The sequence below is a fragment of the Muricoccus harenae genome (genome assembly GCF_009848505.1).
GTDB classification, from domain to species: Bacteria; Pseudomonadota; Alphaproteobacteria; order Acetobacterales; family Acetobacteraceae; genus Roseomonas; species Roseomonas harenae.
In genome coordinates this window covers 1-26578 of sequence record NZ_WWDL01000012.1, presented here as the reverse complement: position 1 = coordinate 26578, position 26578 = coordinate 1, and the positions used below count along the sequence as shown (strand labels likewise).

At 69.4% G+C, this 26578-nt stretch carries 27 protein-coding genes; 11 read left to right on the top strand and 16 right to left on the bottom strand.

The annotated features are described in order from the left end of the window. Positions 1-51 precede the first annotated feature (51 nt). The 6 genes from GSE44_RS10575 (at position 52) to GSE44_RS10555 (ending at position 5340) form a co-directional block, all read left to right on the top strand. Entirely contained in the window at positions 52-1290 is a 1239-nt protein-coding gene (locus GSE44_RS10575) for an ABC transporter substrate-binding protein (protein WP_159348764.1), read from the top strand. Between the two features lie 50 nt (positions 1291-1340). After that, the gene (locus tag GSE44_RS10570) at positions 1341-2228 is read left to right on the top strand and encodes a branched-chain amino acid ABC transporter permease (protein ID WP_457852163.1); all 888 of its coding nucleotides are present in this window, start codon (positions 1341-1343) and stop codon (positions 2226-2228) included. 2 nt (positions 2229-2230) lie between these two features. Continuing rightward, complete coding sequence (locus GSE44_RS10565) at positions 2231-3235, top strand: branched-chain amino acid ABC transporter permease (protein WP_159348763.1); 1005 nt, start codon at positions 2231-2233, stop codon at positions 3233-3235. A gap of 187 nt (positions 3236-3422) precedes the next feature. After that, complete coding sequence (locus GSE44_RS26225) at positions 3423-3545, top strand: hypothetical protein (RefSeq protein ID WP_268893648.1); 123 nt, start codon at positions 3423-3425, stop codon at positions 3543-3545. After that, on the top strand, positions 3542-4288 hold the full coding sequence (locus tag GSE44_RS10560; protein ID WP_159348762.1) for a hypothetical protein: 747 nt from the start codon (positions 3542-3544) through the stop codon (positions 4286-4288). Before GSE44_RS26225 ends, GSE44_RS10560 begins: the two co-directional genes overlap by 4 nt. After that, positions 4285-5340, top strand: coding sequence for a toxic anion resistance protein (locus GSE44_RS10555; RefSeq protein ID WP_159348761.1), 1056 nt, complete (start codon positions 4285-4287; stop codon positions 5338-5340). Before GSE44_RS10560 ends, GSE44_RS10555 begins: the two co-directional genes overlap by 4 nt. A gap of 109 nt (positions 5341-5449) precedes the next feature. Here the strand turns inward: GSE44_RS10555 and GSE44_RS10550 are convergent, their stop codons facing one another. From GSE44_RS10550 to GSE44_RS10540, 3 genes are all read right to left on the bottom strand, one after another. Continuing rightward, entirely contained in the window at positions 5450-6259 is an 810-nt protein-coding gene (locus GSE44_RS10550) for an alpha/beta fold hydrolase (RefSeq protein WP_159348760.1), read from the bottom strand. 172 nt (positions 6260-6431) lie between these two features. Then, on the bottom strand, positions 6432-7373 hold the full coding sequence (locus GSE44_RS10545) for an N-carbamoyl-D-amino-acid hydrolase (protein ID WP_159348759.1): 942 nt from the start codon (positions 7371-7373) through the stop codon (positions 6432-6434). A 111-nt stretch (positions 7374-7484) separates the two neighbouring features. Then, positions 7485-8588 (bottom strand): TRAP transporter substrate-binding protein, encoded by a 1104-nt coding sequence (locus GSE44_RS10540; RefSeq protein ID WP_159348758.1) that lies wholly within the window; start codon positions 8586-8588, stop codon positions 7485-7487. A 124-nt stretch (positions 8589-8712) separates the two neighbouring features. Between GSE44_RS10540 and GSE44_RS10535 the strand changes: the two genes are divergently transcribed. Next, a complete protein-coding gene (locus tag GSE44_RS10535) occupies positions 8713-9774 on the top strand; it encodes an alcohol dehydrogenase (RefSeq protein ID WP_159348757.1) in 1062 nt (353 codons plus the stop codon). A gap of 430 nt (positions 9775-10204) precedes the next feature. Here the strand turns inward: GSE44_RS10535 and rpmG are convergent, their stop codons facing one another. The 10 genes from rpmG to GSE44_RS10490 form a co-directional block, all read right to left on the bottom strand. Then, a complete protein-coding gene (gene rpmG / locus GSE44_RS10530) occupies positions 10205-10372 on the bottom strand; it encodes a 50S ribosomal protein L33 (protein WP_140881882.1) in 168 nt (55 codons plus the stop codon). 105 nt (positions 10373-10477) lie between these two features. Beyond that, positions 10478-11950 (bottom strand): S41 family peptidase, encoded by a 1473-nt coding sequence (locus GSE44_RS10525; protein WP_159348756.1) that lies wholly within the window; start codon positions 11948-11950, stop codon positions 10478-10480. A gap of 35 nt (positions 11951-11985) precedes the next feature. After that, positions 11986-14313, bottom strand: coding sequence for a ribonuclease R (gene rnr, locus GSE44_RS10520; protein ID WP_235924704.1), 2328 nt, complete (start codon positions 14311-14313; stop codon positions 11986-11988). A 1-nt stretch (position 14314) separates the two neighbouring features. Further along, on the bottom strand, positions 14315-17044 hold the full coding sequence (gene topA, locus GSE44_RS10515) for a type I DNA topoisomerase (RefSeq protein ID WP_159348755.1): 2730 nt from the start codon (positions 17042-17044) through the stop codon (positions 14315-14317). Positions 17045-17054: 10 nt separating this feature from the next. After that, positions 17055-17225, bottom strand: a complete 171-nt coding sequence (locus GSE44_RS10510; protein ID WP_235924713.1) for a DprA-like winged helix domain-containing protein — start codon at positions 17223-17225, stop codon at positions 17055-17057. Continuing rightward, positions 17225-18001 (bottom strand): DNA-processing protein DprA, encoded by a 777-nt coding sequence (dprA, locus tag GSE44_RS10505; RefSeq protein ID WP_235924703.1) that lies wholly within the window; start codon positions 17999-18001, stop codon positions 17225-17227. The genes GSE44_RS10510 and dprA overlap by 1 nt, the downstream gene beginning before the upstream one ends. Beyond that, positions 17947-18165, bottom strand: a complete 219-nt coding sequence (locus GSE44_RS26410) for a hypothetical protein (RefSeq protein ID WP_328799069.1) — start codon at positions 18163-18165, stop codon at positions 17947-17949. The genes dprA and GSE44_RS26410 overlap by 55 nt, the downstream gene beginning before the upstream one ends. Further along, a complete protein-coding gene (gene plsY, locus GSE44_RS10500; protein ID WP_159348754.1) occupies positions 18165-18749 on the bottom strand; it encodes a glycerol-3-phosphate 1-O-acyltransferase PlsY in 585 nt (194 codons plus the stop codon). Before plsY ends, GSE44_RS26410 begins: the two co-directional genes overlap by 1 nt. Then, positions 18746-20017: a dihydroorotase gene (locus GSE44_RS10495; RefSeq protein ID WP_201306029.1), complete on the bottom strand. Its 1272-nt coding sequence runs from the start codon at positions 20015-20017 to the stop codon at positions 18746-18748. Before GSE44_RS10495 ends, plsY begins: the two co-directional genes overlap by 4 nt. Next, on the bottom strand, positions 20014-20952 hold the full coding sequence (locus tag GSE44_RS10490; RefSeq protein ID WP_159348752.1) for an aspartate carbamoyltransferase catalytic subunit: 939 nt from the start codon (positions 20950-20952) through the stop codon (positions 20014-20016). Before GSE44_RS10490 ends, GSE44_RS10495 begins: the two co-directional genes overlap by 4 nt. 45 nt (positions 20953-20997) lie before the next feature. Between GSE44_RS10490 and GSE44_RS10485 the strand changes: the two genes are divergently transcribed. Next, positions 20998-21534 (top strand): GNAT family N-acetyltransferase, encoded by a 537-nt coding sequence (locus GSE44_RS10485; RefSeq protein ID WP_159348751.1) that lies wholly within the window; start codon positions 20998-21000, stop codon positions 21532-21534. Here GSE44_RS10485 and ruvX read toward each other — a convergent pair. Beyond that, positions 21510-22001 (bottom strand): Holliday junction resolvase RuvX, encoded by a 492-nt coding sequence (gene ruvX, locus GSE44_RS10480; protein WP_159348750.1) that lies wholly within the window; start codon positions 21999-22001, stop codon positions 21510-21512. The genes GSE44_RS10485 and ruvX overlap by 25 nt on opposite strands. 4 nt (positions 22002-22005) lie before the next feature. After that, the gene (locus GSE44_RS10475) at positions 22006-22899 is read right to left on the bottom strand and encodes a retroviral-like aspartic protease family protein (protein WP_159348749.1); all 894 of its coding nucleotides are present in this window, start codon (positions 22897-22899) and stop codon (positions 22006-22008) included. A gap of 162 nt (positions 22900-23061) precedes the next feature. Here GSE44_RS10475 and gatC point away from each other — a divergent pair, with 162 nt between their 5' ends. From gatC to gatB, 3 genes are read left to right on the top strand one after another with little or no spacing between them, the layout of a single operon-like run. Continuing rightward, a complete protein-coding gene (gene gatC, locus GSE44_RS10470) occupies positions 23062-23349 on the top strand; it encodes an Asp-tRNA(Asn)/Glu-tRNA(Gln) amidotransferase subunit GatC (RefSeq protein ID WP_159348748.1) in 288 nt (95 codons plus the stop codon). Next, positions 23349-24830, top strand: coding sequence for an Asp-tRNA(Asn)/Glu-tRNA(Gln) amidotransferase subunit GatA (gatA, locus tag GSE44_RS10465; RefSeq protein WP_159348747.1), 1482 nt, complete (start codon positions 23349-23351; stop codon positions 24828-24830). The genes gatC and gatA overlap by 1 nt, the downstream gene beginning before the upstream one ends. After that, positions 24827-26281 carry an Asp-tRNA(Asn)/Glu-tRNA(Gln) amidotransferase subunit GatB gene (gatB, locus tag GSE44_RS10460; protein WP_159348746.1) on the top strand — a complete coding sequence of 485 codons (1455 nt, stop codon included), beginning with the start codon at positions 24827-24829 and terminating at the stop codon, positions 26279-26281. Before gatA ends, gatB begins: the two co-directional genes overlap by 4 nt. A gap of 4 nt (positions 26282-26285) precedes the next feature. Here the strand turns inward: gatB and GSE44_RS10455 are convergent. Then, positions 26286-26578, bottom strand: a 293-nt coding sequence (locus tag GSE44_RS10455) for a transposase (RefSeq protein ID WP_159348745.1), incomplete at its 5' end; no start/stop codon positions are given.

Sequence of the window (26578 nt, the reverse complement as noted above, 5' to 3'; positions counted from 1 at the left end):
GGCGCCGCGCACCTCGAATAACAAGCAGAAGCATTTGGGAGACGAACCGGAATGACCATCGACCGCCGTACGATCCTGGGTGGGGCCGCCGCCCTCCCGGTACTGGGCGCGCTGCCCTGGCGCAGCGCTCGCGCCCAGGCGAACAACACGCTGAAACTCGGCGTGCTCACCGACATGTCCGGCACCTATCGCGACGGCTGCGGGCCGGGCTCGGTGGCCGCGGTGCGCCAGGCGGTGCAGGACAGCGGCGTGACGGGCCGCGGCATCAATGTCGAAGTTCTGATGGGCGACCACCAGAACAAACCGGACGTCGCCTCCACCATCGCCCGCCAGTGGATCGACCGCGACGGCGTGGATGTAATCATCGATGTCGCGACCTCCTCCTGCGCCCTCGCTGTGAACAGCGTGGTGAAGGAGAAGAACAACATCATGCTCAACTCCACGGGCGCCACCGCCGACCTCACCGGGCCGGCTTGCAACGCGAACACCATCCACTGGACCTATGACACCTGGATGCTTGCCAATTCTACCGGCGGCGCCATGGTGAAGTCCGGCGGCGACAGCTGGTTCTTCATCACCGCGGACTATGCCTTCGGCCACGCCCTCGAGCGGGACACGGGCGACGTGGTCAAGAAGGCGGGCGGGCGCGTTCTGGGCTCGGTGCGGCATCCCTTTCCGGGCACGACCGACTTCTCCTCCTTCCTGCTCCAGGCGCAGCAATCCCGCGCCAAGGTCGTTGGTCTGGCAAATGCGGGCGTGGATACGATCAACAGCGTGAAGCAGGCGGCCGAGTTCGGCCTGACGCGCCGGCAGAAGCTCGCCGTGCTGCTGATGATCATCAGCGACGTGCACAGCCTTGGGTTGCAGACGGCGCAGGGGCTGTCGCTGAGTGAAACCTTCTATTGGGACCTGAACGACCGCACCCGTGCGCTGTCCAACAAGCTGAAGTCCGGACTCGGTGGTGCGATGCCGACCATGTGGCAGGCGGGCTGCTACAGCGCGGCGCTGCACTATCTCAAGGTGGCGGCCGAGATGGGCGTCGCCCAGGCCAAGGCCAGCGGCGCGGAGACGGTGGTGCGGATGAAGGCCATGCCGACGGATGACGACGCCTTCGGCGCCGGCAGCATCCGCCAGGATGGGCGCAAGCTGCATCCCTCTTACCTCTTCGAGGTGAAGTCACCGGCGGAGAGCAAGGGACCCTGGGACTATTACAAGCTCATCCGCACCACCCCGGCCGAGGAGGCGTTCCGCCCGATGGCCGAGGGCGGCTGCTCCCTCGTTCGGACCTGACCAGCAACGCGGGGGGCCTCGTGCCCCCCGCCCATGACGGGTGACGCGCCTTGCTCGAGGAACTGCTTTTCCAACTTGAGATGTCGGCGCCGCAGATCGTACTCGGACTGGTGAACGGCGCTTTCTATGCGCTGCTGTCGCTGGGCCTGGCCGTTATCTTCGGCATGCTGAACGTCATCAACTTCGCCCATGGCGCACAGTTCATGATGGGCGCCTTCGTCGCCTGGATGCTGCTGAACTGGCTGGGCATCCCCTATTGGGGGGCGCTCATCCTCTCGCCGCTGATCGTCGGCGCCTTTGGCGTGGTGATCGAGCGGCTGATGATCTCGCGGCTCTACAAGCTGGACCATCTTTATGGGCTGCTGCTGACCTTCGGCCTTGCCCTGATCATCGAAGGGCTGTTCCGGAACCAGTTCGGCTCCTCGGGTCTGCCCTATTCACCCCCCACTTCGCTCACCGGAGCACCGATCGACCTCGGCTTCATGATGCTGCCGAAGTACCGCGTCTGGGTGGTGGTCGCCGCCCTCGTGGTCTGCCTGGCCACCTGGCTGGTGATCGAGAAGACCCGGCTCGGCGCCTATCTGCGGGCCGCCACCGAGAATGCGCCGCTGGTCCAGGCCTTCGGCGTCAACGTGCCCCGCATGGTGACGCTGACCTATGCCGGGGGCGTGGCGCTGGCCGCGCTCGCAGGCGTGCTGGCGGCCCCCATCTACTCCGTGAACCCGGGTATGGGGTCGAGTTTCATCATCACCGTCTTCGCGGTGGTGGTCATCGGCGGCATGGGCTCCATCCTCGGCTCGGTGCTCACCGGCTTCGCGCTCGGCCTCGTCGAGGGGCTGACCAAGGTGGTCTACCCGGAGGCCTCCGCCACCGTCATCTTCGTCATTATGGCGATCGTGCTGCTCGCACGCCCCGCCGGCCTCTTCGGGAGGGCCTGATCATGGCATCCGCCACCACCGCGCCGCCCGGGGTCCCGGCCGCCGGGATCCCGCCCGTCGCGACGCACCAGGGCTATTTCGGCTTCACCCGCGCGCAGGGAATCGCGCTGCTCATCATGGTGGCGGCTCTGATCGCCTGCCCCTATTTTCTCTACCCGCAGTTCCTGATGAAGCTGCTCTGCTTCGCCCTCTTCGCCTGCGCCTTCAACTTGCTGATCGGCTATGTCGGCCTGCTCTCCTTCGGGCACGCCGCCTATTTCGGCATGGGTAGCTATGTCGCGGCCCATGCGGCCAAGGTCTGGGGGCTGACGCCGGAGCTCGCCATCCTGCTCGGCGGCGTCACCGGTGCAGGGCTTGGCCTGGTGTTCGGCTGGATCGCCATCCGCCGCCAGGGCATCTACTTCGCCATGATCACCTTGGCGCTGGCCCAGATGATCTACTTCGTCTGCGTGCAGGTGCCCTTCACCCACGGCGAGGATGGCATCCAGGCCATCCCGCGCGGTGCCTTCCTGGGCCTGATCGACCTGCGGGCCGATATGAGCCTCTACTGGTTCATCGCGGGCCTGTTCCTGCTGGGCTTCCTGCTGATCCACCGCGTCATCAACTCGCCCTTTGGCCAGGTGCTGACCGCCATCCGCGAGAACGAGCCCCGCGCCACCTCGCTGGGCTACCGGACCGATGACTACAAGCTCGTCGCCTTCGTGCTCTCGGCCGGGATCGCCGGTATCGCGGGGGGCGCCAAGGCCATTACGGTGGGCATCGCAACCTTGACCGATGTCCACTGGGCCATGTCGGGCGAGGTCGTGCTGATGACGCTGCTGGGCGGTCTCGGGACGCTCTTCGGGCCGGTGATCGGCGCCGCCGCCGTGGTCGGCATGCAAACTTACCTCGCTCCGTTTGGCGCCTGGGTCACCGTCATCCAGGGTTGCATCTTCGTCCTTTGCGTCCTCGCCTTCCGTGCCGGCATCGTGGGTGAGCTGGCCCGGATGCTGCGGGTGAAGCTGTAGAGGCTGCGAGCCCGTCGCCGGAACCCGGCGGGGCGTTCCTCCGCCGGGGCCGGGCTATTGGTGCAGTCCTCCACCGCGGCACCGCGCCGCGAACAGGTGCCGCCAACCGCGCTGCTGCGGGTCGGCGGCGCCCTGGTGCTCGCGGGAGCTTGAAGCAAGGCGCCCGCGGGCCGATCTTCGGCGCGCGATGAATCCTGTCCTCCTCCCCACCCCCGCACGGCGCCTTGCTGGACTGGCGCTCCTGGCTGCCGGCCTGGGCTTCACCGGGCTGCTGTCCTTCATCCACGTGCTGGTGAGGCTATTCGATTGAACGCGCCCCGCGGCCCCTACCGGGGGTTCGACAAGTTGCCGCGCTGGTGGACAGGTTTGCGCGGCATCCCGATCGGCCTTTTCGCGCTGCCCTTCATCCCGGCCTTCTTCTTCGCCCTCGCGAGCGGGGAGGGGCGGCTGATCGGCGGCTGCGTCGCCGGGCTCGCAGGTGTGGGGCTGGCGATGGCGCGGCTCGCCCGTGCCCGGCACGGCGACGCGCGCCGCGCCGGATTACTGCTCGGGGCGGGAACGGGGCTCGCGGCCGGCTTCGCGGGAGGTACGGGACCGGTCGGCGCCGTGGTGCTCGGCCTCATGGCCTGGGGTGGCGCCCGCCTGCTGTACGAGGGGGTGACCGAGGCCGCGCCGCCTCCACCGCCGCAGCCGGCGCCACCGCCGGATTCGCTGGACCCGCTGCGCGCCCGGATCGCCGCCCTGCAGGCCAGCGATCCGCGGCTGCTCCCGCCCGCCACCGCCATGCGCGGCTTGCTGGATGAGCTGGCGCTGCGCCCCGATGCCGCCGGCCAGGCGCGGCGGGTGCTGGTCGTGGGGGTGGACGGGCTCGAGCGCATCGCCGCGCGCCTGGCCCAGGGCGCCCGCCCGCCGGAGACGCTGCCGGTCCTGCTGGAGGACCTCACCAGGGCAGCCCGGCAGTCCGCGGAGGATCTGCGCGCCGCCGAGACCGAGGCGCTGGAGATCCAGGTGAAGGTCCTTCAGGACCGTCTGCATCAGGAGGGGATCGCGTGAGCGAGGATACGCTGCAACCTGCGCCGGAACGTGTGACGGAACTTGCCAGCCGGATCGACCTGAACGACCCCGTCAGCATCACCCGCTTCGGCCAGGAGGCGCAGGGCCGCGCGGCCTCGGCCGCCGATGCGATGCTGGGCGCGGCACGGAGCGATTCGGTCGGCGAGGCGGGAGATTCCCTGTCCAAGCTGCTGGCGACCCTGCGCGGCTTTGACGTGACGAAACTGGATTCCAAGCCCGGCCTGATCGCCCGCCTGTTCAGCCGTGCCGGTACCGAGACCGCCGCCATCCTGCAGCGCTACGAAAGCGTGCGTGGCCAGGTGGAGGCGATCGGCGACAAGCTGGACACGCATCGCACCCGGCTGATGGAGGATGTGGAGCGGCTGGAGCGCCTCTATGAGGCGACGCTGGGCTGGTTCCATTCCCTGGCCGACCATGTGGCGGCGGGCGAGGCTGTGCTGGCGCGCACCGATGCCGAGGCCATCCCGGCTGCCGAGCGCGCCGCCGAGGATCCCAATGACGCCCTGGCACCGCAGCGGCTGAGGGACCTCCGCGCGGCGCGGGAGGACCTGGACCGCCGCGTGCACGACCTGCGGCTGACTCGCCAGGTCGCGATGCAGGCTCTGCCCTCGATCCGGCTGATCCAGGAGAACGACAAGGCACTGGCGGGCCGCATCTACTCGGTGCTGGCCAATACCGTTCCGCTCTGGCGCACGCAGCTGGCGCAGGCGCTCGCACTACAGCGCATGCGCGAGGCCGGGCAGGCGGTGCGTGCGGCAACAGACCTGACGAACGAGCTGCTGACGGCCAATGCAGAGGGGCTGCGCCGCGCGAATATCGAAGTGCGGACGGAGATCGAGCGCGGGGTGGTGGATCTGGAGGCGGTGCAGAAGGCCAATGTCGCCCTGGTCTCGACGATCGAGGATTCGCTTCGGATTGCGCAGGAAGGCCGCGAGCGCCGGGTGGCCGCCACCAAGGCGCTTGGCGAGGCCGAGGCCGAGATCCGGCGGGCACTCGTCTCGGCGCGCGCCCCGGCGGCGCCGAAGCGGTAGCGACCCAGGGGCGCAGACGGCGCCCGCGATAAGGGGCTTTCCCCCGGGGTGCCGACCCGCGCCTGCCACTCCCGCCTCTTCCGCTCGGCTGCCGTTCGGCGTGCCCTACCTAATCCGCGGCTGCCTGCAGCAGGATTTCGGCGGTCCTGTCCGGCATGTCGAGCATTACGTCGTGGCCGCATGGCAGGCGGTGCGCCGTCCAGGAGGCGTCGCGCCGGGCCTTCTCGTAGGAGGCGTCGAAGGCGTCGCGGGCATATTGCTCGCCTCGGACATAGGTCTTCTTGCGCACCCGCTCCCGGGCACCCGTGATGGTGAGGCCTTCGGTGAAGGTTCGGATCGGCTGCGGCGTGCACTTGGCGTCGACCGTGGCCTGATCGGCCGGGTTCACGGCGAAGACCCGCGCCGGCGGCGCCGGGAGCGAGATCACGCCGCGCGCCTGGGATGCCAACACGTTGTCCCGGCTGGCCGGCGAAAGCTCCATGATGGTCTGCCCGCTCTCGGGCATGAAGGCATCGAGGAACACGATCGAGGCGATCTGCGGCAGCATGACCTCAGCCACGCCGGACACCACGGCACCGCCATAGGAGTGCCCGCACAGGACGATGTCCGTAAGGTCCTCCCACTTCATCAGGTTCACGATGTCATCCACATGCGTCTTCAGCGTGATGTCGGGACGCATGAGGTGCGAGCGGTCGGCGAGGCCCGTGAGCGTCGGCGTGTAGACCTTGTGGCCAGCCGCTGCGAGCTTGTCGGCAACGCGCTGGTAGCACCACCCGCCATGCCAGGCGCCGTGCACAAGGACGAAGATACGCTTGCCCGCGGCCTTCGCGGACCGAGGGGCGCCAAGCGCCACGGTAGCAGCCGCTGCGCCGGTCAGCCCCGCGCGGCGTCCAAAGGCAAGTTTACCAAATCTGGTCATCCAGAAGCCTCCTGAGCCTCAAAACAGGCGTTGCGGCGCGATTCTGCTGCGACGCGGTGCAACACAGTGTCTGAAGTCAGAAAGCTTTGTAAACTAGTTAGTGTGACCCTGAGCGCCGCGTGCCCGCGCTGTGTCGGACTGATTTCGCGGTGCTCTCGACGCCTCGGCGGGCTCAGGCCGGCGGCACTGCACCCACCTGATCCACGATCCGGCGGTAATGCTCTGGCCGGCGATGGGCGGCGAAGTTGAACATCTTCTCCTTGCCCTGGCGGCAGAGGTCGAGGTCGCAATCCGCCACCAGCACCTCATCACCCAGGGTCTTCGCCTGCGCCACGGCCACCCCGTTCGGGTCGACGATGACGGAGCCGCCGATCAGGCCGGAGCCGTCCTCATTGCCGGCCTTGGCCACGCTCACCGCCCAGGTGGCATTCATATAAGCGTTGGACTGCGCGGCCAGCGTCGAGTGGAAGCTCCGGATCTCCTCATTCTCGGTGCTGCCGCCATTCGGGTCATAGGCGGCGGAGTTGTAGCCCATCAGCATCAGCTCCACGCCCTGCAGCCCGTAAACGCGCCAGGCCTCCGGCCAGCGCCGGTCGTTGCAGACCAGCATGCCCATGACGGGGGCTCCCCATTCCGCCGGACCACGGAAGGCGGGGAAGCCGAGATCGCCGTATTCGAAGTAGCGCTTCTCCAGCTGCTGGAACCGGTCACCCGCGCGCGGCTCGACCGAGCCGGGAAGATGCACCTTGCGGTATTTCGCGATGATCGAGCCATCGGGGGCGGTGGTGATGGCGCTATTGAAGCGCTTTCCGTCCTCGGTACGCTCGGCATAGCCGACATAAAACCCCACCCCGAGCGCACGGGCGCGATCGAAAAGGGGCTGCACGGCCGGGTTAGGCATGGCCGTCTCGTAATAGGCGTCCAGCTCCGCGCCCTCGAGCAGCCAGCGCGGGAAGAAGGTGGTGAAGGCCAGTTCCGGGAAGACCACCAGCTTCGCGCCCTTGTCCGCCGACTCCTCGAGCAGGGCGATCATGCGGGCGAGGATCGCCTCGCGGCTGTCGGCGCGCTGGTTGGGGCCCATCTGGGCCGCGGCGATGCGGAGGATGCGGGGCATGGCGGGGGTCGTCCTGGCACTGATCCGGCCCCTGGGCCTGGGGGCCGGTGCCTTCATGCCGCACCAGCCCCCCGCCAGTCGATCCCCTTGCGCCCCGATTTCCCTTCGTCCTCAGCGCCGTGCGCTGGCCTGGGCGACGTAGTTGTCGAAGGAGAGTTCGGCCACCCGGTGCCAGGCCCGCATGTCGTCGCGGTGCTTGGACCAACTCTCGTGGATCTTCGCGAAATCCGGGTTCTTCGCCACCAGCTCCTTCTCGATCTCGAGCGAAACGCGCAGGCAGTTGTCCATCATGTCGCGCGAGAAGGGGCGGAGCTGCGCGCCCTGGGCAATGAGGCGCCGGAGGCTGTCCGGGTTGCGAATATCGTAGCGCGCCACCATCCAGTGGGTGGCCTCGGCGCAGGCGGTGCGGATGGCGGCCTGGTAGGACTTCGGCAGCGCGTTCCACTGGTCCAGGTTGACGTAGAAATAGGTGCTGGCGCCGCCCTCCCACCAGGCGGGGTAGTGGTAGAAGGGCGCGACGCGCACGAAGCCGAGCTTCTCGTCATCATAGGGGCCGAGCCATTCGGCGCCGTCGATCGTGCCGCGTTCCAGGGAGGCATAGATGTCGCCGCCGCCGATCTGCTGCGGCACGCCGCCAAGGCGCGACAGCACCTCGCCCGCCAGCCCGCCGAGGCGCATCTTCAGCCCCTTCAGGTCGCTCGCGGGGCCGAGCGCCTTGCGGAACCAGCCCCCCATCTGCGCGCCCGTGGCACCCAGCGGCATGCCGTAGACGTTGAACTTGCGGTGCATCTCGTTCATCAGCTCGATGCCGTCGCCCTGATACATCCAGGCATTCTGCTGGCGCGTGTTCAGGCCGAAGGGCAGGCCGGTAGCGAAGGCAAAGGCTTCGTTCTTGCCGGTGTAGAAGAAGCTGGTGGTGTGGCAGCATTCGACGCTGCCGGACTGCACCGCATCCAGCGCCTGGAGCGGCGGCGCGATCTCGCCCGCGGAGAAGACGCGGATCTGGAACCGGTCGTCCGTCAACTCCGCCACGGCCCGGGCGAAGACCTCGCCGGCGCCGAAGATGGCGTCCAGCGTACGGGGGTAGGACGAGGTGAAGCGCCAGCGCAGCGTTGGCTGCGCCGTCTGGGCGATAGCGGGTGCGGCGAGGGTTGCGGTACCGGCGGCAAGGGTCGCGGCCTGTCCGGCCCGGCCCAGAAGGGCGCGGCGTTCCATGGCGTTTTCCTCCGAAATAGTCGGGCGGCAGTAGCGCCATCGGGCCGTCGGCACCAGGGGTCGGCGCTTGACCTGACCGGAGCGGCGGTGTGCCATCCCTCCAAAGGATCAGGAGGACGACCGAATGCGCGCCTGGGCAGTGGTGGAGACCGGCCAACCCTTGCAGGCCCTGGACTGGCCGACGCCGGAGCCCAAGGGCACCGAAGTCCTGATTGAGGTGACGCATTGCGGCGTCTGCCACTCGGACTTGCATATCTGGGAAGGCGGTTATGACCTCGGCAGCCGCGGCCGGCTTTCCATGCAGGATCGCGGCATGTCCCTGCCTCTGGCCATGGGCCATGAGATCGTCGGCCGCGTCGCCGCGATGGGGCCGGATGCGAAGGGTGTCGCGGCCGGGGAGATGAAAGTCGTCTTCCCCTGGATCGGCTGCGGGAAATGCGAGCGCTGCGCGGCCGGGGAAGACAACATGTGCCCCAATGCGGCGCGCACCCTCGGCATCTACCGGCATGGCGGCTACGCGACGCATGTGCTGGTGCCGGATGCGCAGTATCTTGTGCCGCTGGACGGGATCCGTCCGGAGGTGGCCGCGACCTATGCCTGCTCCGGCATCACGGTGCATTCGGCGATCAAGAAGCTCGGCAAGATACCGCCGGACCGTCCGGTGGTGCTCGTAGGCGCGGGCGGGCTGGGGCTGAACGCCATCCATATGTTGAAGGCACTGGGCCATAAGCGGATCGTCTCGGTGGACCTCTCGGCGGAGAAGCTGGAAGCCGCCAAGGCAGCCGGGGCCACGGACACGGTCCTGGCGCAGGGTGACGCGACGGCAGCCATCGTGGCTGCCTGCGGCGGGCCGGCGCTGGCGGTGATCGACCTGGTGAACGGCAGTGCCACCGCCCGCTTCGCCTTCGATGCCCTCGGCAAGGGCGGCGTGCTGGTGCAGGTCGGCCTCTTCGGCGGGGAACTGACCTTGCCCCTTCCGCTCATGGCCATCCGCGCCCTGACCGTGCAGGGCTCCTATGTCGGCTCCCTGGCGGATCTTCGCTCCGTCATGGCCCTGGCAAAGGAAGGCAAGCTGGCAGCGCTGCCCGTCACCACCGAGCCGATGCCAGAGGCGAATGCGGTGCTGCAGCGGCTGCGGGACGGCAAGGTAACCGGCCGGGTGGTGCTGCGCGCCGAGGCTGCCTGAACGCGGGCCGGGGCCGGGGATGTTCGACCACATCTCCGTCGCCGTCTCGGGGTTGGGCCGCGCAGAGCGGTTCCACGATGCGGCGATGGCAAGAACCCGGGGCGGAGCTACCTTTCCATCCTGTCGCCGGCGCACCGGGTGCGGTTCCCGGATGGCATTGGTGCGTTAAGGCGCTAGGCCGTGCGTCGGTGGAGGCCTTCTGGCACGCAGCGTTGGCAGCAGGCGGAACGGATCACGGCGCGCTCGGGCTGCGCCCGGCGTGTCACCCAGGGACTACGCGGCCTTCCTGAAGGACCCGGCCGGCAACCCGGTGGAGGCCATCTGCCACCATCCTGAGTGAAGGCCGCACGCACGAAAACCGCGCAGGGAGGCCCCTGCGCGGCGTCTCTGTGGAAGTCGCAGCAAGGGCGGGCGAGGGCCCGCCCGGCAATTACTTGATCTTCGCCTCGCGGAAGGTGACGTGCTTGCGCGCCACCGGGTCGTACTTCTTCTTCTCCATCTTCCCGGTCGCGTTCCGCGTGTTCTTCTTGGTCACGTAGAAGTAGCCAGTGTCGGCAGAGCTGACGAGGCGGATCTGGATGGTGTTGGACTTGGCCATGACTCGATTCCACAGGGGCGTTCACCGGCCGGCGCCGGTTCGCGAAGGGGCCGCAACCTAGCGGCCGACGCGCGCGCGTCAAGCATAAAGGCGCCGGCCGGGGCCTCAGCGGGCCAAGGCGGCGTGATAAAGATCTGGTCGCTCCAGCACCGCACGGGCGACAGCGAAGTCGGCGTCCCGGCCCTCGCTGGGTGGGCAGGCGTTGCGGAGCGCGGCGATCTCGCTCAGCGGCACCGGCGCCCGCGCGGCACGGGCGCGGGCGAGGGGGACCGCCATCGGGCTGTCCGGCGTGCCCAGCGTCGCCAGGTTCCGCGCCGTCTCCTCCTCGCCCCTGCTGGTGCAGAGGACGGGCAGCACGCCCAGCATCTGCAGCGGCCAGCCCAGGGGCGCCAGGATGCGGGACCAGGACAGTGCCAGCTCGGCCCCATTCGGAAGGGGGACGAGGATCTGGATCAGCCCTTTGCCCATGGTGCTGCTGCCCACGACCAGCCCTCGTCCGCGGTCCCCGATCGCTGCTGCCACCACCTCGGCGGCCGAGGCGGTGCGGCCATCCACAAGCACCACAAGCCGCCGGCCATTGGCGAAATCCGAGCCGCTGGCGTTGAAACGGCGGATCGAATCGGGGTGGCGTCCCTCAGTGAAGGCCAGCGGGCCGCTGCTGATGAAGGAATCGGCCACCTGGATCGCCTGCTGCAGCAGCCCGCCGCGGTTGCCGCGGAGGTCCAACACCACGCCGAGCGGCGCGACCTCGGCCGGAATGTCCCCCAGGGCGCGGTCCAGCTGCGAGGCGGTGGCGGCAGAGAAGAGCGGCACGCGGAGCCAGAGCACGCCGTCGCGCGTCTCGGCCGAGACCGAAAGAGGCGGCGAGGCACGTCGGGTGAGCAGCAGCTCCAGTCTCCGCCGCCCGCGCCGGACGGTGAGCAGCAGGCTGCTGCCCGGCGGGCCTTCCAACACGGCGAGCGCCTGGCCCAGATCCTCCGCGCCGATGGTGATGCCATCCGCTTCCAGCAGGCGATCGCCTGGGCGGAGTCCGGCTTGCGCGGCCGCGCCGTCCCTCGTGACCTCACCCACCGCGACGCCGTTCCGGCCGGCCCGCACGAGGGTGAGGCCGAGATCGGCCGCGCCCAGCCGCCGCTCGCGGCCCTGCCGGGCATCCTCCGCCGTGGTGTAGCGGCTGTAGGGGTCGAGATGGTTGAACACCTCCTCGAATCCTGCCTGGAGCATGGCCTGACGGCCCGCGCGGCGGAGGGCGGGCGATTGCCGCTCGGCCTCCGTGTAAAGGGCGGCCACGGCGTCGGCGACGCTGTACGGGCTGTTGCCAGCCAGCCGATCGGCCGAGAGCTGGTCGGAGAAGGCGAGGACGAGCGCCTGGCCGCGCCGGGTGGCCGAGAGATAGGGGTCGATGGACTCCAGCCCCCTCAGCGCCCAGAGACCGACCAGCGGCGGCTCCGTGACCTCCAGATGCCGTTCGGCGATGGCCGCGAAGGCGGCCCGCAATGTGGCAGCCATGTCCTGCGCCTGGGCGGGCGAGGCGAGGGCCGCCAGCAGTGCTGCCCCGGCCAGCAGCGGCCGCGCCAAGCGCAGTGCCCGGCGGAAGAGGTCCCGCGGCGCGCTCAGTGCCGGCGCTTCTCGCTGCCCGGCTTCGGCTTGCGCGCGGTGATCTTCTGCCGGCCGCGTGGCGGCACGCCCGTCCGGGCACCGCGCGTCGCGCGGGGATCGCCCTGCATAAGCTGGAAGGTCAGGCTGCCGGTGCGCGGCACGGCTTCCGCCAGCCGCACCTCGACCTCCTGTCCGAGCGTGAAGGTCAATCCGGTGCGGCGGCCGATCAGGCGCATCGCCGCGTCCTCGTGAAGCCATTGGTCGTCCGGAAGGGCACTCATCGGAACGATTCCGCTGGCGCCGTTCTCCTCCAGTGTCACGAAGAGCCCGAAGCGTGTCACGCCCGAAACGCGTGCGGAGAACTGCGCGCCTACGCGGTCTGCCATGTACGCGGCGAGGTAACGGTCCACCGCGTCGCGCTCGGCCAGCGCTGCGCGGCGCTCGGTCTTGGTGATGTGCTCTCCGATGTCCTGCATCCCGCCTGCCTCGGCGTCGGTCAGCCCGTCGTCACCCAGCTTGAGGCCGCGAATCAGGGCGCGGTGCACCAGCAGGTCGGCATAGCGGCGGATGGGGCTGGTGAAATGCGCATAGCGCGGCAGGGCGAGGCCGAAATGGCCGATGTTCTCCGGATTGTACTCGGCCTGGGACTGGCCGCGGAGAATGGTCTCGCTGATCAGGCGCGACTCGGGCGCGTCCTTCATCCTGTCCAGCACCTGGGCGAAGTCGCGCGGCTTCACCTGGTTAGATGGAGGCAGGGTGATGCCGAAGCCGCCGAGGAAGCTCCGCAGCGTCTCCATCTTCTCGTCCGAGGGGCGGTCATGGATGCGGTACATGCAGGGCTGGTGCAGCCGCTCCAGCTCCTCGGCCGCACACACATTGGCGGCGACCATGAACTCCTCGATCAGCCGGTGGCTGTCGAGCCGCGGGCGCGGGGCGACGGAGAGCACCTTGCCCTGGTCGTCCAGGATCACGCGGCGCTCGGGGATGTCGAGATCGAGGGTACCGCGCCGCAGGCGTGCGGCCAGCAGGGCCTCGAAGGCGCCGTAGAGTCGGGCAATGTGGTCCTTTTCCAGCCCCGCGTCCTCGGCGGCATCTCGCGCGGCCTGGACCTTCTCATAGGTGAGGCGTGCGGCGGAGCGCATCAGGCCACGGCCGAATCGGTGGCCGGTCTTCGTGCCCTCCCGGTCGAAACGCATCTCGACATAGAGGCAGCCGCGATCCTCCTCCGGCTTCAGGCTGCACCAGCCGTTGGAGAGCGCCTCCGGCAGCATCGGCACGACATGGTCGGGGAAGTAGACGGAATTGCCGCGGTGCTTCGCTTCGCGGTCCAGCGGGGCGTCGGTGCGGACATAATGCGCGACATCGGCGATGGCGACGATGATGCGCCAGCCATCGCCATCGGGTTCGGCGAAGACCGCGTCGTCGAAGTCGCGCGCATCCTCGCCATCGATGGTGACGAGGGGCGTGTCGCGCAGGTCGTCGCGGCTGCCGAGTGGCACGGCCCGGGCGCGTTCAGCCGCCTGGATGACCTCCTCCGGAAATTCGTCCGGAATGCCATGGGCGGCGATGCAGAGGCGGGAGACGGCGCGGGGTTCGTCCATGCGGCCCAGCCGCTCGACGATGCGGGCGGGCTTCGGCCCCATGAAGCGCTCGCGCGAGCCGCCGGGAATGGGCTCGGCCTGGACCAGCTCGCCATCCTCTGCGCCGTTTTCCTGGCCGGGGGGGATGACCCAGCTGGCGCGGGCGCGGCGGTCCACGGGCTCGACGAGGCCGTTGCCGTAGATGCCGAGGATGCGCGACGGCGATCCGGTGCCGATCCGCTTGAAGGTGCGCCCCTCATATTTGTTGCCGCCGACTCGCGTGATGCGAGCGAGCACGCGGTCGCCCGGCGCCAGGGCCGGCTGCCCTGGGCGCTCGGGGCGCATGTAGACGACAGGCTTCTCCACGCCCTCCCAGGTGATGGGCCGGGCCATGGGCTCGCCATCGGCATCGGTGCCGAAGACCTCCAGCGCGGCCATGTCGGGCAGGGTGGCGCTGTGGCGGACGGTGCGGCGGCCGACGGGAGCGATACTGCCGTCCTCTTTCAGCTGGGCCATCAGGGCGCGCAGGGCAGGGCGCTGATCGGTGGAGAGGCCGAAATGGCGGCTGATCTCCGTCTTGCCGACACGGCCCGTGGCGGTGCGGAGGAAGGCGCGCAATTTCTCCCGGCTTGGCAGCGGGTTGGGCTCGCCGTCCGCCCCGGCGCGGGGCAGGCGCTGGCCTTGGTTGCCGGGCGGCCGGTCATCGCGTCCCGCCGGGCCGGGCCCGCCGAGGCGGGGCTTGCGCGGGGGACGCGTCGCCAACTCAGCCCGACCGCTTGCTGCCGGCAGCCGGCTTCGCCGCCGCCTTGGCCGGAGCCTTCTTGGTGGCCGGCTTCTTCGCGGCGGGCTTCTTCGCAGCCGGCTTCGCGGCAGCCTTGGCCGCGGGCTTCGCGCGGGCCGGGGCCTTTGCGGTGGCTTCAGCGGTGGCGGCCGCCTTCTTCGCCGGTGCCTTACGGCCGCCCGCCCCCTTCTTTGGCGCCAGCACCTTCCCCTTCTCGGCCAGCAGCGCGACGGCCTGGTCGAGGGTGAAGTCCTCCATCTGCACGCCGCGTGGCAGGGAGGCGACGGTGTTGCCGTGCTGGGCGAAGGGACCGAAGCGGCCGCGCTTCACCTCCACTGGGGCGCCATCCTTGGGATGGGTTCCCAGCGCGATGCCGCGCGGTTTGGCATTGGCCATCAGCTCCATGGCGCGGTTCATGCCGATGGAAAGGATGTCGTCACCCGGCTGCACGCTCTGCGACAGGGCCCCCATCTTCAGATAGGGCCCGAAGCGGCCGAGATTGGCGGTGATCTCCTCGCCCGTCTCCGGATGCAGGCCGATGACGCGCGGCATGTTCAGCAGTGCCAGCGCCCGTTCCAGCGTGAGCGTTTCCGGATCCATCCCGCGCGGCAGCGAGGCGCGGCGCGGCTTGGTGGCCTTGCCCTTTTCATCCGTCCCGGGCTCGCCGAGTTGGACGTAGAGGCCATAGGGCCCCCGGCGCATGGAAACCTCCTGGCCCGTGACTGGATCGGTGCCGAGGCTGCGCGGGCCGTCATTCGCCGCCTCCTCGCCCTCCGCGCCGGGAACGGCGAGGGGGCGGGTGTAGCGGCATTCCGGGTAGTTCGAGCAGCCGATGAAGGCGCCCGTCCGGCCCAGGCGCAGGCCGAGCCGGCCCTGCTGGCAGTTCGGGCAGAGACGCGGGTCGGTGCCACCTTCGTTAGGCGGGAAGAAATGCGGGCCGAGGTCCTCGTCCAGCGCGTCGATGACGTCGCTGATCTTGAGGTCCTTGGTCGCGTCCACCGCCTCGCGGAAGTGGCTCCAGAACTCGCGCATCACCTCGCGCCACTCGGCGCGGCCGCCGGAAATGTCGTCGAGCTTCTCCTCCAGCGCCGCCGTGAAGTTCGTGTCCACGTAGCGCTCGAAGAAGGAGACGAGGAAGGCAGTGACGAGCCGGCCGCGGTCCTCGGGGATGAAGCGGCGCTGCTCGATCCGCACGTATTCGCGGTCCTGCAAGGTCTGCAGGATGGAGGCATAGGTGGAGGGGCGGCCGATGCCGAGCTCCTCCATCTTCTTCACCAGGCTCGCCTCGGAATAGCGGGGCGGGGGTTGGGTGAAGTGCTGGCTGGCCGTGACCTCGCCGCGCTTCGGCTCCTCGCCCTCGCGAAGCGGGGGGAGAGTCTTGTTCTCGTCATCGGCAGCCAGCCGGCTGTCGTCGATATCCTCGCGGTACAGCTTCAGATAGCCGTCGAAGGCGATGACCTGGCCGGTGGCGCGCAGGCGTGCCTTGCCGGCGGAATCGTCCAGGTCCACCGCCGTCTGGTCCATCTCGGCCGATGCCATCTGGCTGGCAACGGCGCGCTTCCAGACGAGGTCATACAGGCGGCGTTGGTCAGGATTCAGGTAGCGGGCGACCTGCTGTGGCGTGCGGGTCACGTCCGTCGGGCGGACGGCCTCGTGAGCCTCCTGGGCATTTTTCGCCTTGGAGGTGTATTCGCGTGGGGCACCGGGCAGGTAGTCGGGGCCGAAGGCGGATTTCACATGGTCGCGGATGCCCATGATGGCTTCCCGCGCCATGGTGACACCATCGGTACGCATATAGGTGATGAGGCCGACGGTCTCGCCGCCGATATCCACGCCCTCATAGAGCTGTTGGGCGAGGCGCATGGTCGCCTGCGCACCGAAGCCCAGCTTGCGGCTGCTCTCCTGCTGCAGGGTGGAGGTGGTGAAGGGCGGCGGCGGGTTGCGGCGGACTCGCTTCTTCTCGACCGAGGAGACAGTGAACTGGCCACCCTCGACCAGCGCCCTGGCATGATGGGCGGCGGCCTCGTTCGGCAGGTCGAACTGCTCGAGCTTCTTGCCTTCCAGATGCGTCAGCCGCGCGATGAAGGGCGCGCCGGCCAGGCTGCGGAAAGCGGCCTCGATCGTCCAGTACTCGCGGGCCTTGAACGCCTCGATCTCCGCCTCGCGATCGGTGATGAGCCGCAGGGCAACCGACTGCACCCGGCCCGCCGAACGGCTGCCGGGCAGCTTGCGCCACAGCACGGGGGAGAGGGTGAAGCCCACGAGGTAGTCCAGCGCGCGGCGCGCCAGATAGGCGTCGATCAGGGGGACATCCAGGTCGCGCGGATGGGCGATGGCGTGCTGGATCGCGCCCTTGGTGATCTCGTTGAAGGTGATCCGGTGGACCTCGATGCCCTTCAGCGCCTTCTTGCCCTCCAGCATCTGGCGGACATGCCAGGAGATGGCCTCGCCCTCCCGATCCGGGTCGGTGGCGAGGTAGAGGCGCTTGGCATGGCCGGCTTTCAGGGCCTGGGCGATCTCGCGCACCTGCTTCTCGCCCCGGTCCTCCGAAGACCAGTCCATGGCGAAATCCTCCTCCGGCCGGACAGAGCCGTCCTTGGCGGGGAGGTCGCGGACATGGCCGAAGGAGGCCAGCACCGTGTAGCCGGAGCCGAGATACTTGTTGATGGTCTTCGCCTTGGCGGGCGATTCCACGACGACGACGTCTGTCATTACGGGCCTGCTAGCCCTCCAATTCCTCTGCGCGCCGAATGCCGGACCGCACGACACGGTTTCCGGGCAGCGCCTCGATCAAGCCCTCCAGCTCCAGCTCCAGAAGCGCGGCACGGGCATTTGGCGGGGAGAGGTGGCAGCGCCGAAGGACCTCGTCAACAGCCAACGGGTCGGCGCCGATCAGTGAGAGGAGGTCGGAAGCCGTTGATTCCTCGCGCGTCGCGGGCGCGGGTACGACCGCACGCGCGAGGGGCGAGGGCGGAAGACCGGTATCGCCTCGGCGGTCGCGGGCAGGGTTTTCAGCACGTCGGAGGCGCGTTCACAGAAGTGTGCGCCTTGGCGGAGCACGTCGTTGGAGCCCTGGCAGCGTGGGTCCAGCGGGCTGCCAGGCACCGCATGGATCTCTCGCCCGGCCTCGGCCCCGAGCCTGGCGGTGATGAGGGTGCCGGAGCGCGGCGCCGCCTCCACCACCACGACGCCAAGGGACAGGCCGGCGACGATCCGGTTCCGGCGGGGGAAATGGCGCGCCAGCGGGGCGGTGCCGAGCGGGGCCTCGGCCAGGACGAGGCCCCGCTCGGCGATGCGGTCCTGCAGCTCCCGGTTCTCGGGCGGATAGGCCACGTCCAGCCCGCCAGGTATGACAGCGATGGTGCGGCCGCAGCGCAGTGCCCCCCGATGGGCCGCGGCATCGATACCCCTGGCGAGGCCGGAGGTCACGGTGACGCCGGCCTCCGCCAGGGCCTCCGCGATGTCCTCGGCGATGCGCCGGCCGCCGGCGGAGGCGTTGCGGGCGCCGACGAGGGCTACCTGCCGGCTGGGCAGAAGCGTGGCGTCGCCGAGGGCGGCCAGGACCGGGGGCGCGTCCTCGATCGAAGCGAGGAGTGGCGGGTAGTCCGGGGCGCCTAGATGGATCCATTGGCCGCCCATGGCCAAGATGGCGTCATGCTCGCGCTCCACGCTGCCGGGCTCGGGCGCGGTAAAGCGGCGGTCCGGTCCGACGCAATGGCGAGCAAGGCCAGGGCCGCGCTGCCGTGGCGCGCCATCAGCCGGCGGAAATTTTGTGGGCCGATCCCCTCGGTGCGTGCCAATCGCAGGCGGGCGAGGGATTCGGCCGGGCTCACTACTTGCCCTGGCCGATGCGGGGCTCGGTGCCCGAGATGAGGCGGCGGATATTCGCGTGGTGGCGGATGAAGACGTAGATCACGATCACCGCCACCGGCCAGAAGAACGGCCAGCCACCCCAAAGAACGGCGACCAGCGCCGCCATGGCCATGCCGGTGAGGGCACTGGCGGAGGAAATCTTCGAGATCTTCGCCATGGCGAGCCAGGTAAGGCCGGCGGCCACGAAGACGGGCCAGGCAAGGGCCAGGAACACGCCGAGCGCCGTCGCCACCCCCTTGCCACCGCGGAAGGCCAGCCAGGGCGGATGGCAATGGCCGAGCACGGCACCGATGGCGGCGATCCCGCCCGCCTCCGGGCCGAACAGCGCGGCGGCCAGCCAGACCGCCGCCGCGCCCTTGAGGAAATCCAGGGCCAGGGTGGCCGCGGCGAGCTTCTTATTGCCGGTCCGCAGGACGTTGGTGGCGCCGATATTGCCGGAGCCGATGGCACGGATGTCCCCCAGCCCGGCCGCGCGGGTGAGGATCAGCCCGAAGGGGATGGAGCCGAGCAGCAGCCCCAGGATGGCGGCATAGGCGGCGGTCATCCGAAAACGCGCTTCCCGGCCTTCCAGGTGCCAAGCACCCGGCCTTCCAGCGCCCGCCCATCGAAGGGCGAGTTCTGCGCCTTGCCGGGCAGTCGCCCGGCCTCGACCTTCCAGGCGCGGTCGGGGCTGAACAGAACGAGATCGGCCGGGGCGCCGGCGGCGAGGCGGCCGGATTCCAGCCCCAGCAGCTTCGCCGGACCGGCGGTGAGCAGCTCCAGGGCGCGCGTCATGGACAGCGCGCCGGAATGGAACTGGGCCAGGGTGACGCCGAGCAGCGTCGCCAGCCCGGCGCCGCCGGCTTCGGCCTGGGCGAAAGGCACGCGCTTGTCATCGGCGTCCCGCGGCTGATGGTCGGAGGCGACGGCGTCGATCGTACCATCGGCCAGCGCGGCGACAACGGCCTTCCGGTCCGCCTCCCGCCGCAAGGGCGGGGAGAGCTTGGCATAGGTGCGGAAGTCACCGATCGCCGTCTCGTTCAGGTCGAAATAGGGGGGCGCGGTGTCGCAGGTGACGCGCAGCCCTTCGGACTTGGCGGCGCGGATGAGGTCCAGCGCGGCGCCAGTCGAGACATGGGCGAAATGCACATGGCCGCGCGTGAGGCGGGCGAGGGCGATATCGCGCGCCACCATCATGGCCTCGGCGGCGGCGGGGGCGGCGGGGAGGCCCATGCGGGTAGCCATCTCGCCCTCGGTCGCGGCCGCGTTGCGGGTGAGGGACGGTTCCTCGGGGTGCTGCACGACGAAGCTGCCGAAGGCCCGGGCGTAGGAGAGGGCGAGGCGCATGGTTCGCGCATCGGCAATGGCGCGGGTGCCGTCTGTGAAGGCGATGGCGCCGGCCTCCCGCAGCAGGCCGAACTCCGTCATCTCCTTCCCGGCGCATCCGCGGGTGGCGGCGCCATAGGGGAGGATGGAGAGGCTGCCGGTGATCTCGCCCCGGCGGAGCATGAATTGCAGCGTGGCCGGCTCGTCGAGCGCCGGGTCGCTGTCCGGCAGGGCGCAGAGGGTGGTGATGCCGCCCGCCGCCGCCGCCTCGGCGGCGGATTCGATGGTCTCGCGATGCTCATGGCCGGGCTCGCCGAGCGAGGCGCGGAGGTCGATCAGCCCCGGTGCGAGGATCGCGCCGCCGCAATCCACCACCGTGGCGCCCTCGGGCGCGCCGGTGCCGTCCAGGGAGGCGATCAGCCCCTTCTCGACCAGGATGCTGCCGGGAGAGTCCCGCCCCGTGGCCGGGCAGATCAGGCGGGCATTGTTGAGGATCAGGGTCATCAGCTGTTCCGCCGCCGGTTCTGCGCCAGCACATCGAGCACGGCCATGCGGACGGCGACGCCCATCTCCACCTGCTCGCCGATCACGCTGCGGGTGGGATCGTCCGCCACGGCGCTGTCGATCTCGACGCCCCGGTTCATCGGGCCAGGATGCATGACGATGGCGTCGGGCTTGGCATGGCGCAGCTTGGCGGCGTCCAGCCCGTAGAAGCGGAAGAACTCGCGGGCGGAGGGGACGAGGCCGCCGGCCATGCGCTCTTTCTGGAGACGCAGCATCATCACCACGTCGGCGTCCTTCAGCCCGGCCTTCATGTCGTGGAAGACCTCGACGCCCAACTCCTCCACCTCTGCCGGGATCAGCGTGGGTGGGCCGACCACTCGGACGCGGCAGTTCATCGCCAGCAGCAAGTGGATGTTGCTGCGGGCGACCCGGCTGTGCAGCACGTCGCCGCAGATGGCGACGGTCAGGTTGTCCAGGCTGCCCTTGTGGCGGCGGATGGTCAGGGCATCCAGCAGGGCCTGGGTCGGGTGCTCATGCGTACCGTCGCCGGCATTGATGACGCCGGCCTCCACCTTCTGGGAGAGCAGGGCCGGGGCGCCTGACTGGGCGTGGCGGATCACCAGCAGGTCCGTCTTCATCGCGTTGAGGGTCGAGGCTGTGTCGAGCAGCGTCTCGCCCTTGTTCACAGAGGAGGTGGAGACGGACATGTTGATCACATCCGCGCCCAGCCGCTTGCCAGCCAGCTCGAAGCTGGTGCGGGTGCGGGTGCTGTCCTCGAAGAACAGGTTGATGAGGGTGAGGCCGCGCAGCACGTCCCGCTGCGTCTTTCCGCCGCGGTTCAGCAGGGCGTAGGACTCGGCGAGGTCCAGCAGCTCGGCGATGTAGGGAGGCTCGAGCCCTTGCAGCGCGAGGAGGTGCCGGTGCGGATAGAGGGGCATGGGGCCTCGCGCGGCGGACAGGAACGGGCGGCGCGGAGTCGCGCCATGGGCTGTGTAGGGGAGGCGGGGTTGCCAGGGAAGGCGCTGGCTGCGGTGGCCTGGGGATGGCGGCCGATGCGGGGGGCGGATCTGCCGGCCGTCTCGGCCATCGCAGCGGCGGTGCATCCCGCCCATCCGGAATCGGATGCGGTCTTCGCCGAGCGCCTGCGTCTGGCACCTTCCGGCTGCCTGATGCTGGAGATCGGTGGGCTGCCGGCGGGCTATGTCTTGGCCCATCCCTGGCACCGGAAACGTCCGCCGGCGCTCAACACGCTACTGGGCACGCTGCCCCGGAGCGCCGAGGTGCTCTACCTGCATGATATCGCCCTGCTTCCGGCGGCGCGGGGCACGGGGGCGGGGGGCGAGGCGATTCGGCAGCTCGCCGCGACGGCGGGCAGGCTGCCCATGGCGCTCGTCGCGCTCGGCGGGACGCAGGGATTCTGGCGTCGCCAGGGCTTCGGGGTGGTGCCGGAGCCGGCGCTGGAGGCGGTGCTGCGGCGCTACGACCCGGAGGCCCATTACATGGAAAAGCCGCCGGGCTGATCCGCTGCGGGACGGGTCGCATCCAGTGCCGCCTGGAGCATGTAGGCCGCGGCGGCCGCGTCCACGGCCTTGGCGCGCTTGGCGCGGCTAAGGTCGGCCTCGATCATCATGCGGTTCACCGCCGAGGAGGAAAGGCGCTCGTCCCAGAGCGCCACGGGCAGGCCGGTGGCGTCCGACAAGGCCATGGCCCAGTCCTTCGCCGCCTGGGCGGCGGGACCGAAGGAGCCGTCCATACCCAGCGGCAGGCCGCAGACCAGGCCGGCGGCGCCCTCCTTCTCCGCAATGCGGCGGATTTCGGCGGCATTGGCGGCCAGCTTGGCCCGGGGAAGGCCGGCATAAGGGGTGGCCAGCATCAGCAGCACGTCCGAGAGGGCGATGCCGATGGTCTTGCTGCCGGGGTCCAGCCCGATCAGCCGCGCATGGCGGGGCAGGGCGGCGCGCAGAGACGGGAGGGGGGTGATGGGCATGGCCTCAGCGTCCTGCGCTTGCCGCGACATCCAGGCGTCGCCCGGCATAGGACAACCAGAGGCGCCGCGCCCCGATGTAGTCCTGGCCGATCACCAGGTCCACGGGCAGGGTCGGGGGAAGGGAGGAAAGCACGATCGGCATGTCCGCGATGGTTTCCCCGCCGATCTCCAGGGTCGTGCCCCGGTGGATGTGGAAGTCCACCCTGCCGGGCCCGGCGCCGATGGCGTAGCCGGCGGGCCTTCCCTGCGTGGCCTCAGGCGGAATTCCATAGTCAGCGATGCGGTCTGCACGCAGCACGCTGCGGGCGGCGCCGGTGTCGAAAAGGGCGTGGGTCGCACGGCCATTCAGGGTGGCGGGGATGAGTACCAGCCCGCTGGGCAGGATCCTGACCGGGATGCTGGCCTGCAGCGGCCAGGGCGGGGGGGAGGTGGCGCAGCCGGGCGCGTCGTGCAGGGCAATCCGGGATCCGGGGATGTCCAGTTCCAGCGCCGAGACCCGAAGGAGGTCCGCGCCAATCGTGCCGGCGAAGCGGAAGTGATCCGGATCGCCGTGCTGGGAAACAGGCAGAGTGAGGTTCCGCAACATCCGCGAGCCGACCTGCATCCGCGCCAGCAAAGCGTTGGACAGGCGAGAGTCGCCGCCCACCCCGCGTATGGTGGTGCCGCGTAGCCGGTCTACGGGAAGGCCGAGCGCCGCGGCACCCTCCTGACGGAGGACGGTCACGCTGGCGCCCGTGTCGAGCAGGAAGGGCAGGCGGCGGCCATTGGTTTCCACGGGCACAACGGGCAGCCCGCTGGACAGGGTGACGGGAAGGCTGTCCCCCGCCTCCGGCTGGCACAGGGGGGCAGCGCAGGCGGCCAGGAGCGTGCTGAGAAGGAGCGGGAGGAGGCTGGCCATGCGGGGGCATCCCGGCTGCGTTGCGACGCAAGGCGTTGGTCTGATCATTCTGCGCCGATAATGCCCGTCGGCAGGGCAGGTCGGAAGGTGACGCCCCTTGACTTCGGGGGGGCTGGCGGCTTCCTCCCCCTGGACAAGCCCTGACTTAGGATCCTTCCGTTCATGTCGCTCGACCTGAAGACCGTGAGGCGCGTCGCGTCCCTCGCCCGGCTCCATCTGGAGGAGGGGGAGGACCAGCGCCTGCAAGCCGAGCTGAATGGCATCCTGGGCTGGATCGAGCAGCTGCAGTCGGTGGACACCACCGGCGTGGAGCCGCTCTCCGGCGCCGGGGGCACGGCCATGCCCATGCGCGAGGACGTGGTGACGGATGGTGGCCAGGCGGAGGCGGTGCTTGCCAATGCGCCGGACCGTGCCGGCGCCTTCTTCGCCGTTCCGAAGGTTGTCGAGTGATGAACCCCACTGATTTCACCATCCGCGGCGCCATTGAGGCGCTGAACGAGGGCCTCGTCACCTCCGAGGCGCTGACCCAGGCGCATCTGGATGCCATCGCGGCACTGAACCCGCGGCTGAACGCCTTCGTCACCGTGACGGCCGAGCGCGCCCTGGAGGCCGCCCGGGCCTCCGATAAGCGGCGCTCCGACGGCCTGGTCGGGAAGCTCGAAGGCATCCCGCTGGCGATCAAGGACCTGTTCTGCACCCAGGGCGTGCGGACCACGGCAGCCAGCCGGATCCTCGGCGAGTTCGTGCCGCCTTATGAGAGCACCGTGACCGCTAACCTGCTACGGGACGGCGCGGTCTTCCTCGGCAAGGCGAATCTGGATGAGTTCGCGATGGGCTCCTCCAATGCCACTTCGGCCTTCGGAGGGGTCGAGAACCCCTGGAAGCGCGGGAATGACGACGGCACCACGCTGGTGCCGGGCGGTTCCTCCGGTGGCTCGGCGGCGGCGGTGGCCGCGCGGCTGGCCCTGGGCGCGACCGCGACCGACACGGGCGGCTCGATCCGCCAGCCGGCGGCCTTCTGCGGCATCGCGGGCATCAAGCCGACCTATGGGCGCTGCTCGCGCTGGGGCGTAGTGGCCTTCGCCTCCTCGCTCGACACACCGGGCCCGGTGGCGCGCACCGTGGAGGATTGCGCGATCCTGCTGGAGAGCATGTCCGGCCATGATCCGAAGGACAGTACCTCCGCCAACCTGCCCGTGCCCGATTTCGCCGCGGCCTGCGCGCGCGGGGTGAAGGGGCTGCGCATCGGCGTGCCGCGCGAGTACCGGCTGGAGGGCATGCCCGACGAGATCGAGGCGCTTTGGCAGCAGGGGCTGAACTGGCTGCGCGGGGAGGGCGCGGAGATCGTCGACATCTCCCTGCCGCACACGAAGTACGCGCTGCCGACCTACTACATCGTGGCGCCGGCGGAGGCGTCCTCGAACCTGGCGCGCTATGACGGCGTTCGGTACGGCGCGCGTGTGGATGGCGAGGATCTGAAGGACCTCTATGAGCGCACCCGTGCCGCGGGCTTTGGCAACGAGGTGAAGCGCCGCATCATGATCGGCACCTATGTGCTGAGCGCCGGCTATTACGATGCCTATTACCTGAAGGCGCAGAAGGTGCGTGCGCTGATCAAGCGCGACTTCGACGAAGCCTTCACCAAGGTGGATGCCATCCTGACGCCGGCGACGCCTTCGGCTGCCTTCCCGGTGGGGGAGAAGCAGGATGATCCGGTGGCGATGTATCTGAACGACGTCTTCACCGTGACGGCCAACCTGGCCGGCATTCCGGGCATGACGGTGCCGGCGGGCTTCGACCGCCAGGGGCTGCCGCTGGGGCTGCAGGTTCTGGGCCGGAACTTCGACGAGGAAACCGTGTTCGCGGTCAGCACGACGATCGAGCGTGCCGCCGATCTGACGGCGCGGCCGCAGGTGAGGGCTTTCGCATGAGCTACACCATCGAGGGCGAGACCGGCCCCTGGGAGCTGGTGATCGGGCTGGAGGTCCATGCCCAGGTGACCAGCAAGGCCAAGCTGTTCAGCGGGGCCGCGACCGAGTTCGGCGCGGAGCCGAACAGCCAGGTGAGCTTCGTGGATGGGGGCTTCCCGGGCATGCTGCCGGTGATCAACCGGGAATGCGTGGCGCAGGCCGTGCGGACAGGGCTGGGGCTGAACGCGCAGGTGAATCCCTGGTCGCGCTTCGACCGGAAGAACTACTTCTATGCGGACCTGCCGCAGGGCTACCAGATCAGCCAGTTCGCTCATCCGATCGTGGGTACGGGCGTGATCACCGTCGAGCTGTCGGATGGCAGCACGAAGGAGATCGGCATCACGCGGCTGCATCTGGAGCAGGATGCGGGCAAGTCGCTGCACGACCAGCACCCGAGCAAATCCTATATCGACCTCAACCGCTCTGGCGTCGCGCTCATGGAGATCGTGTCGGAGCCCGACATGCGCTCTCCGGAGGAGGCTGGCGCTTATCTGACGAAGCTGCGGCAGATCCTGCGCTATCTCGGCACCTGCGATGGGAACATGGAGCAGGGTTCGCTCCGCGCCGACGTGAACGTCTCCGTTCGCAAGGCGGGCGAGGAATTTCGCACGCGCTGCGAGGTGAAGAACGTCAACTCCATCCGCTTCGTCATGCAGGCGGTGGAGGCCGAGGCGCGGCGGCAGATCGAGGTGTGGGAGTCGGGCGGCACGGTCGATCAGGAGACGCGGCTCTTCGACACCACGCGTGGCGTCACCCGCTCCATGCGGAGCAAGGAGGATGCGCATGACTACCGCTACTTCCCCGATCCGGACCTGCCGCCGCTGGTGATCGATCCTGCCTGGATCGAGGAGCTGAAGGCCGGTCTGCCGGAGCTGCCGGATGCCCGCCGCACCCGCTACGTGAACGAGTTCGGCCTCTCCGCCTATGACGCCTCCGTGCTGGTGGCGGAGAAGGAGACGGCGGCCTTCTATGAGGAGGTTGCGGCCGGGCGCGATCCGAAAGTGGCGGCGAACTGGGTGATGGGCGACTTCTTCGCCATCCTCAACAAGATGGAGCGAGGGATCGAGGACAGCCCTATCTCGGCCAAGCATCTCGGCGCGCTGCTGGACCTGATCGCTGACAGGACCTTGTCCGGGAAGATGGCGAAGGAGGTGCTGGAGGCGATGGCCGAGACGGGCAAGCCGCCCGGAACCATCGTGGAGGAGCGCGGGCTCCGTCAGGTGACGGATACCGGCGCCATCGAGGCGGCCGTGGATGCCATCCTGGCGGCCAATCCTGACAAGATCGCCCAGTACCGCGAGAAGCCGACGCTGTTCGGCTGGTTCGTCGGCCAGGTGATGAAGGCCATGAAGGGGCAGGGGAACCCGGCCCTGGTGAATGACGTGCTGAAGGCAAAGCTCGACGCGGGCTAAGAACCTATCTCGGTAGGGCATGTCGCCAGGAGATGATGCCGCAGGCGAGGTGGAGGAGGGCGAGGTAGTTGGGGGGCTTCTTGGTCCATCGGATCAGGATGGAGCGGAAGCGGTTGAGCCAGGAGTGCGTTCGCTCCACCACCCAGCGTCTGGCCTTGGCTTTGGCCTGCCGCTTGGCCCTGATCTCCTCGCCGCGGGTGCGCAGATGCAAGGTGAAGCCGAACTCCTGGGCCAAGGCGCGCGGCTCGTCATAGTCGAAGCCCTTGTCGAGGCAGAGGTGCTGGGGGTGGCGGCGCG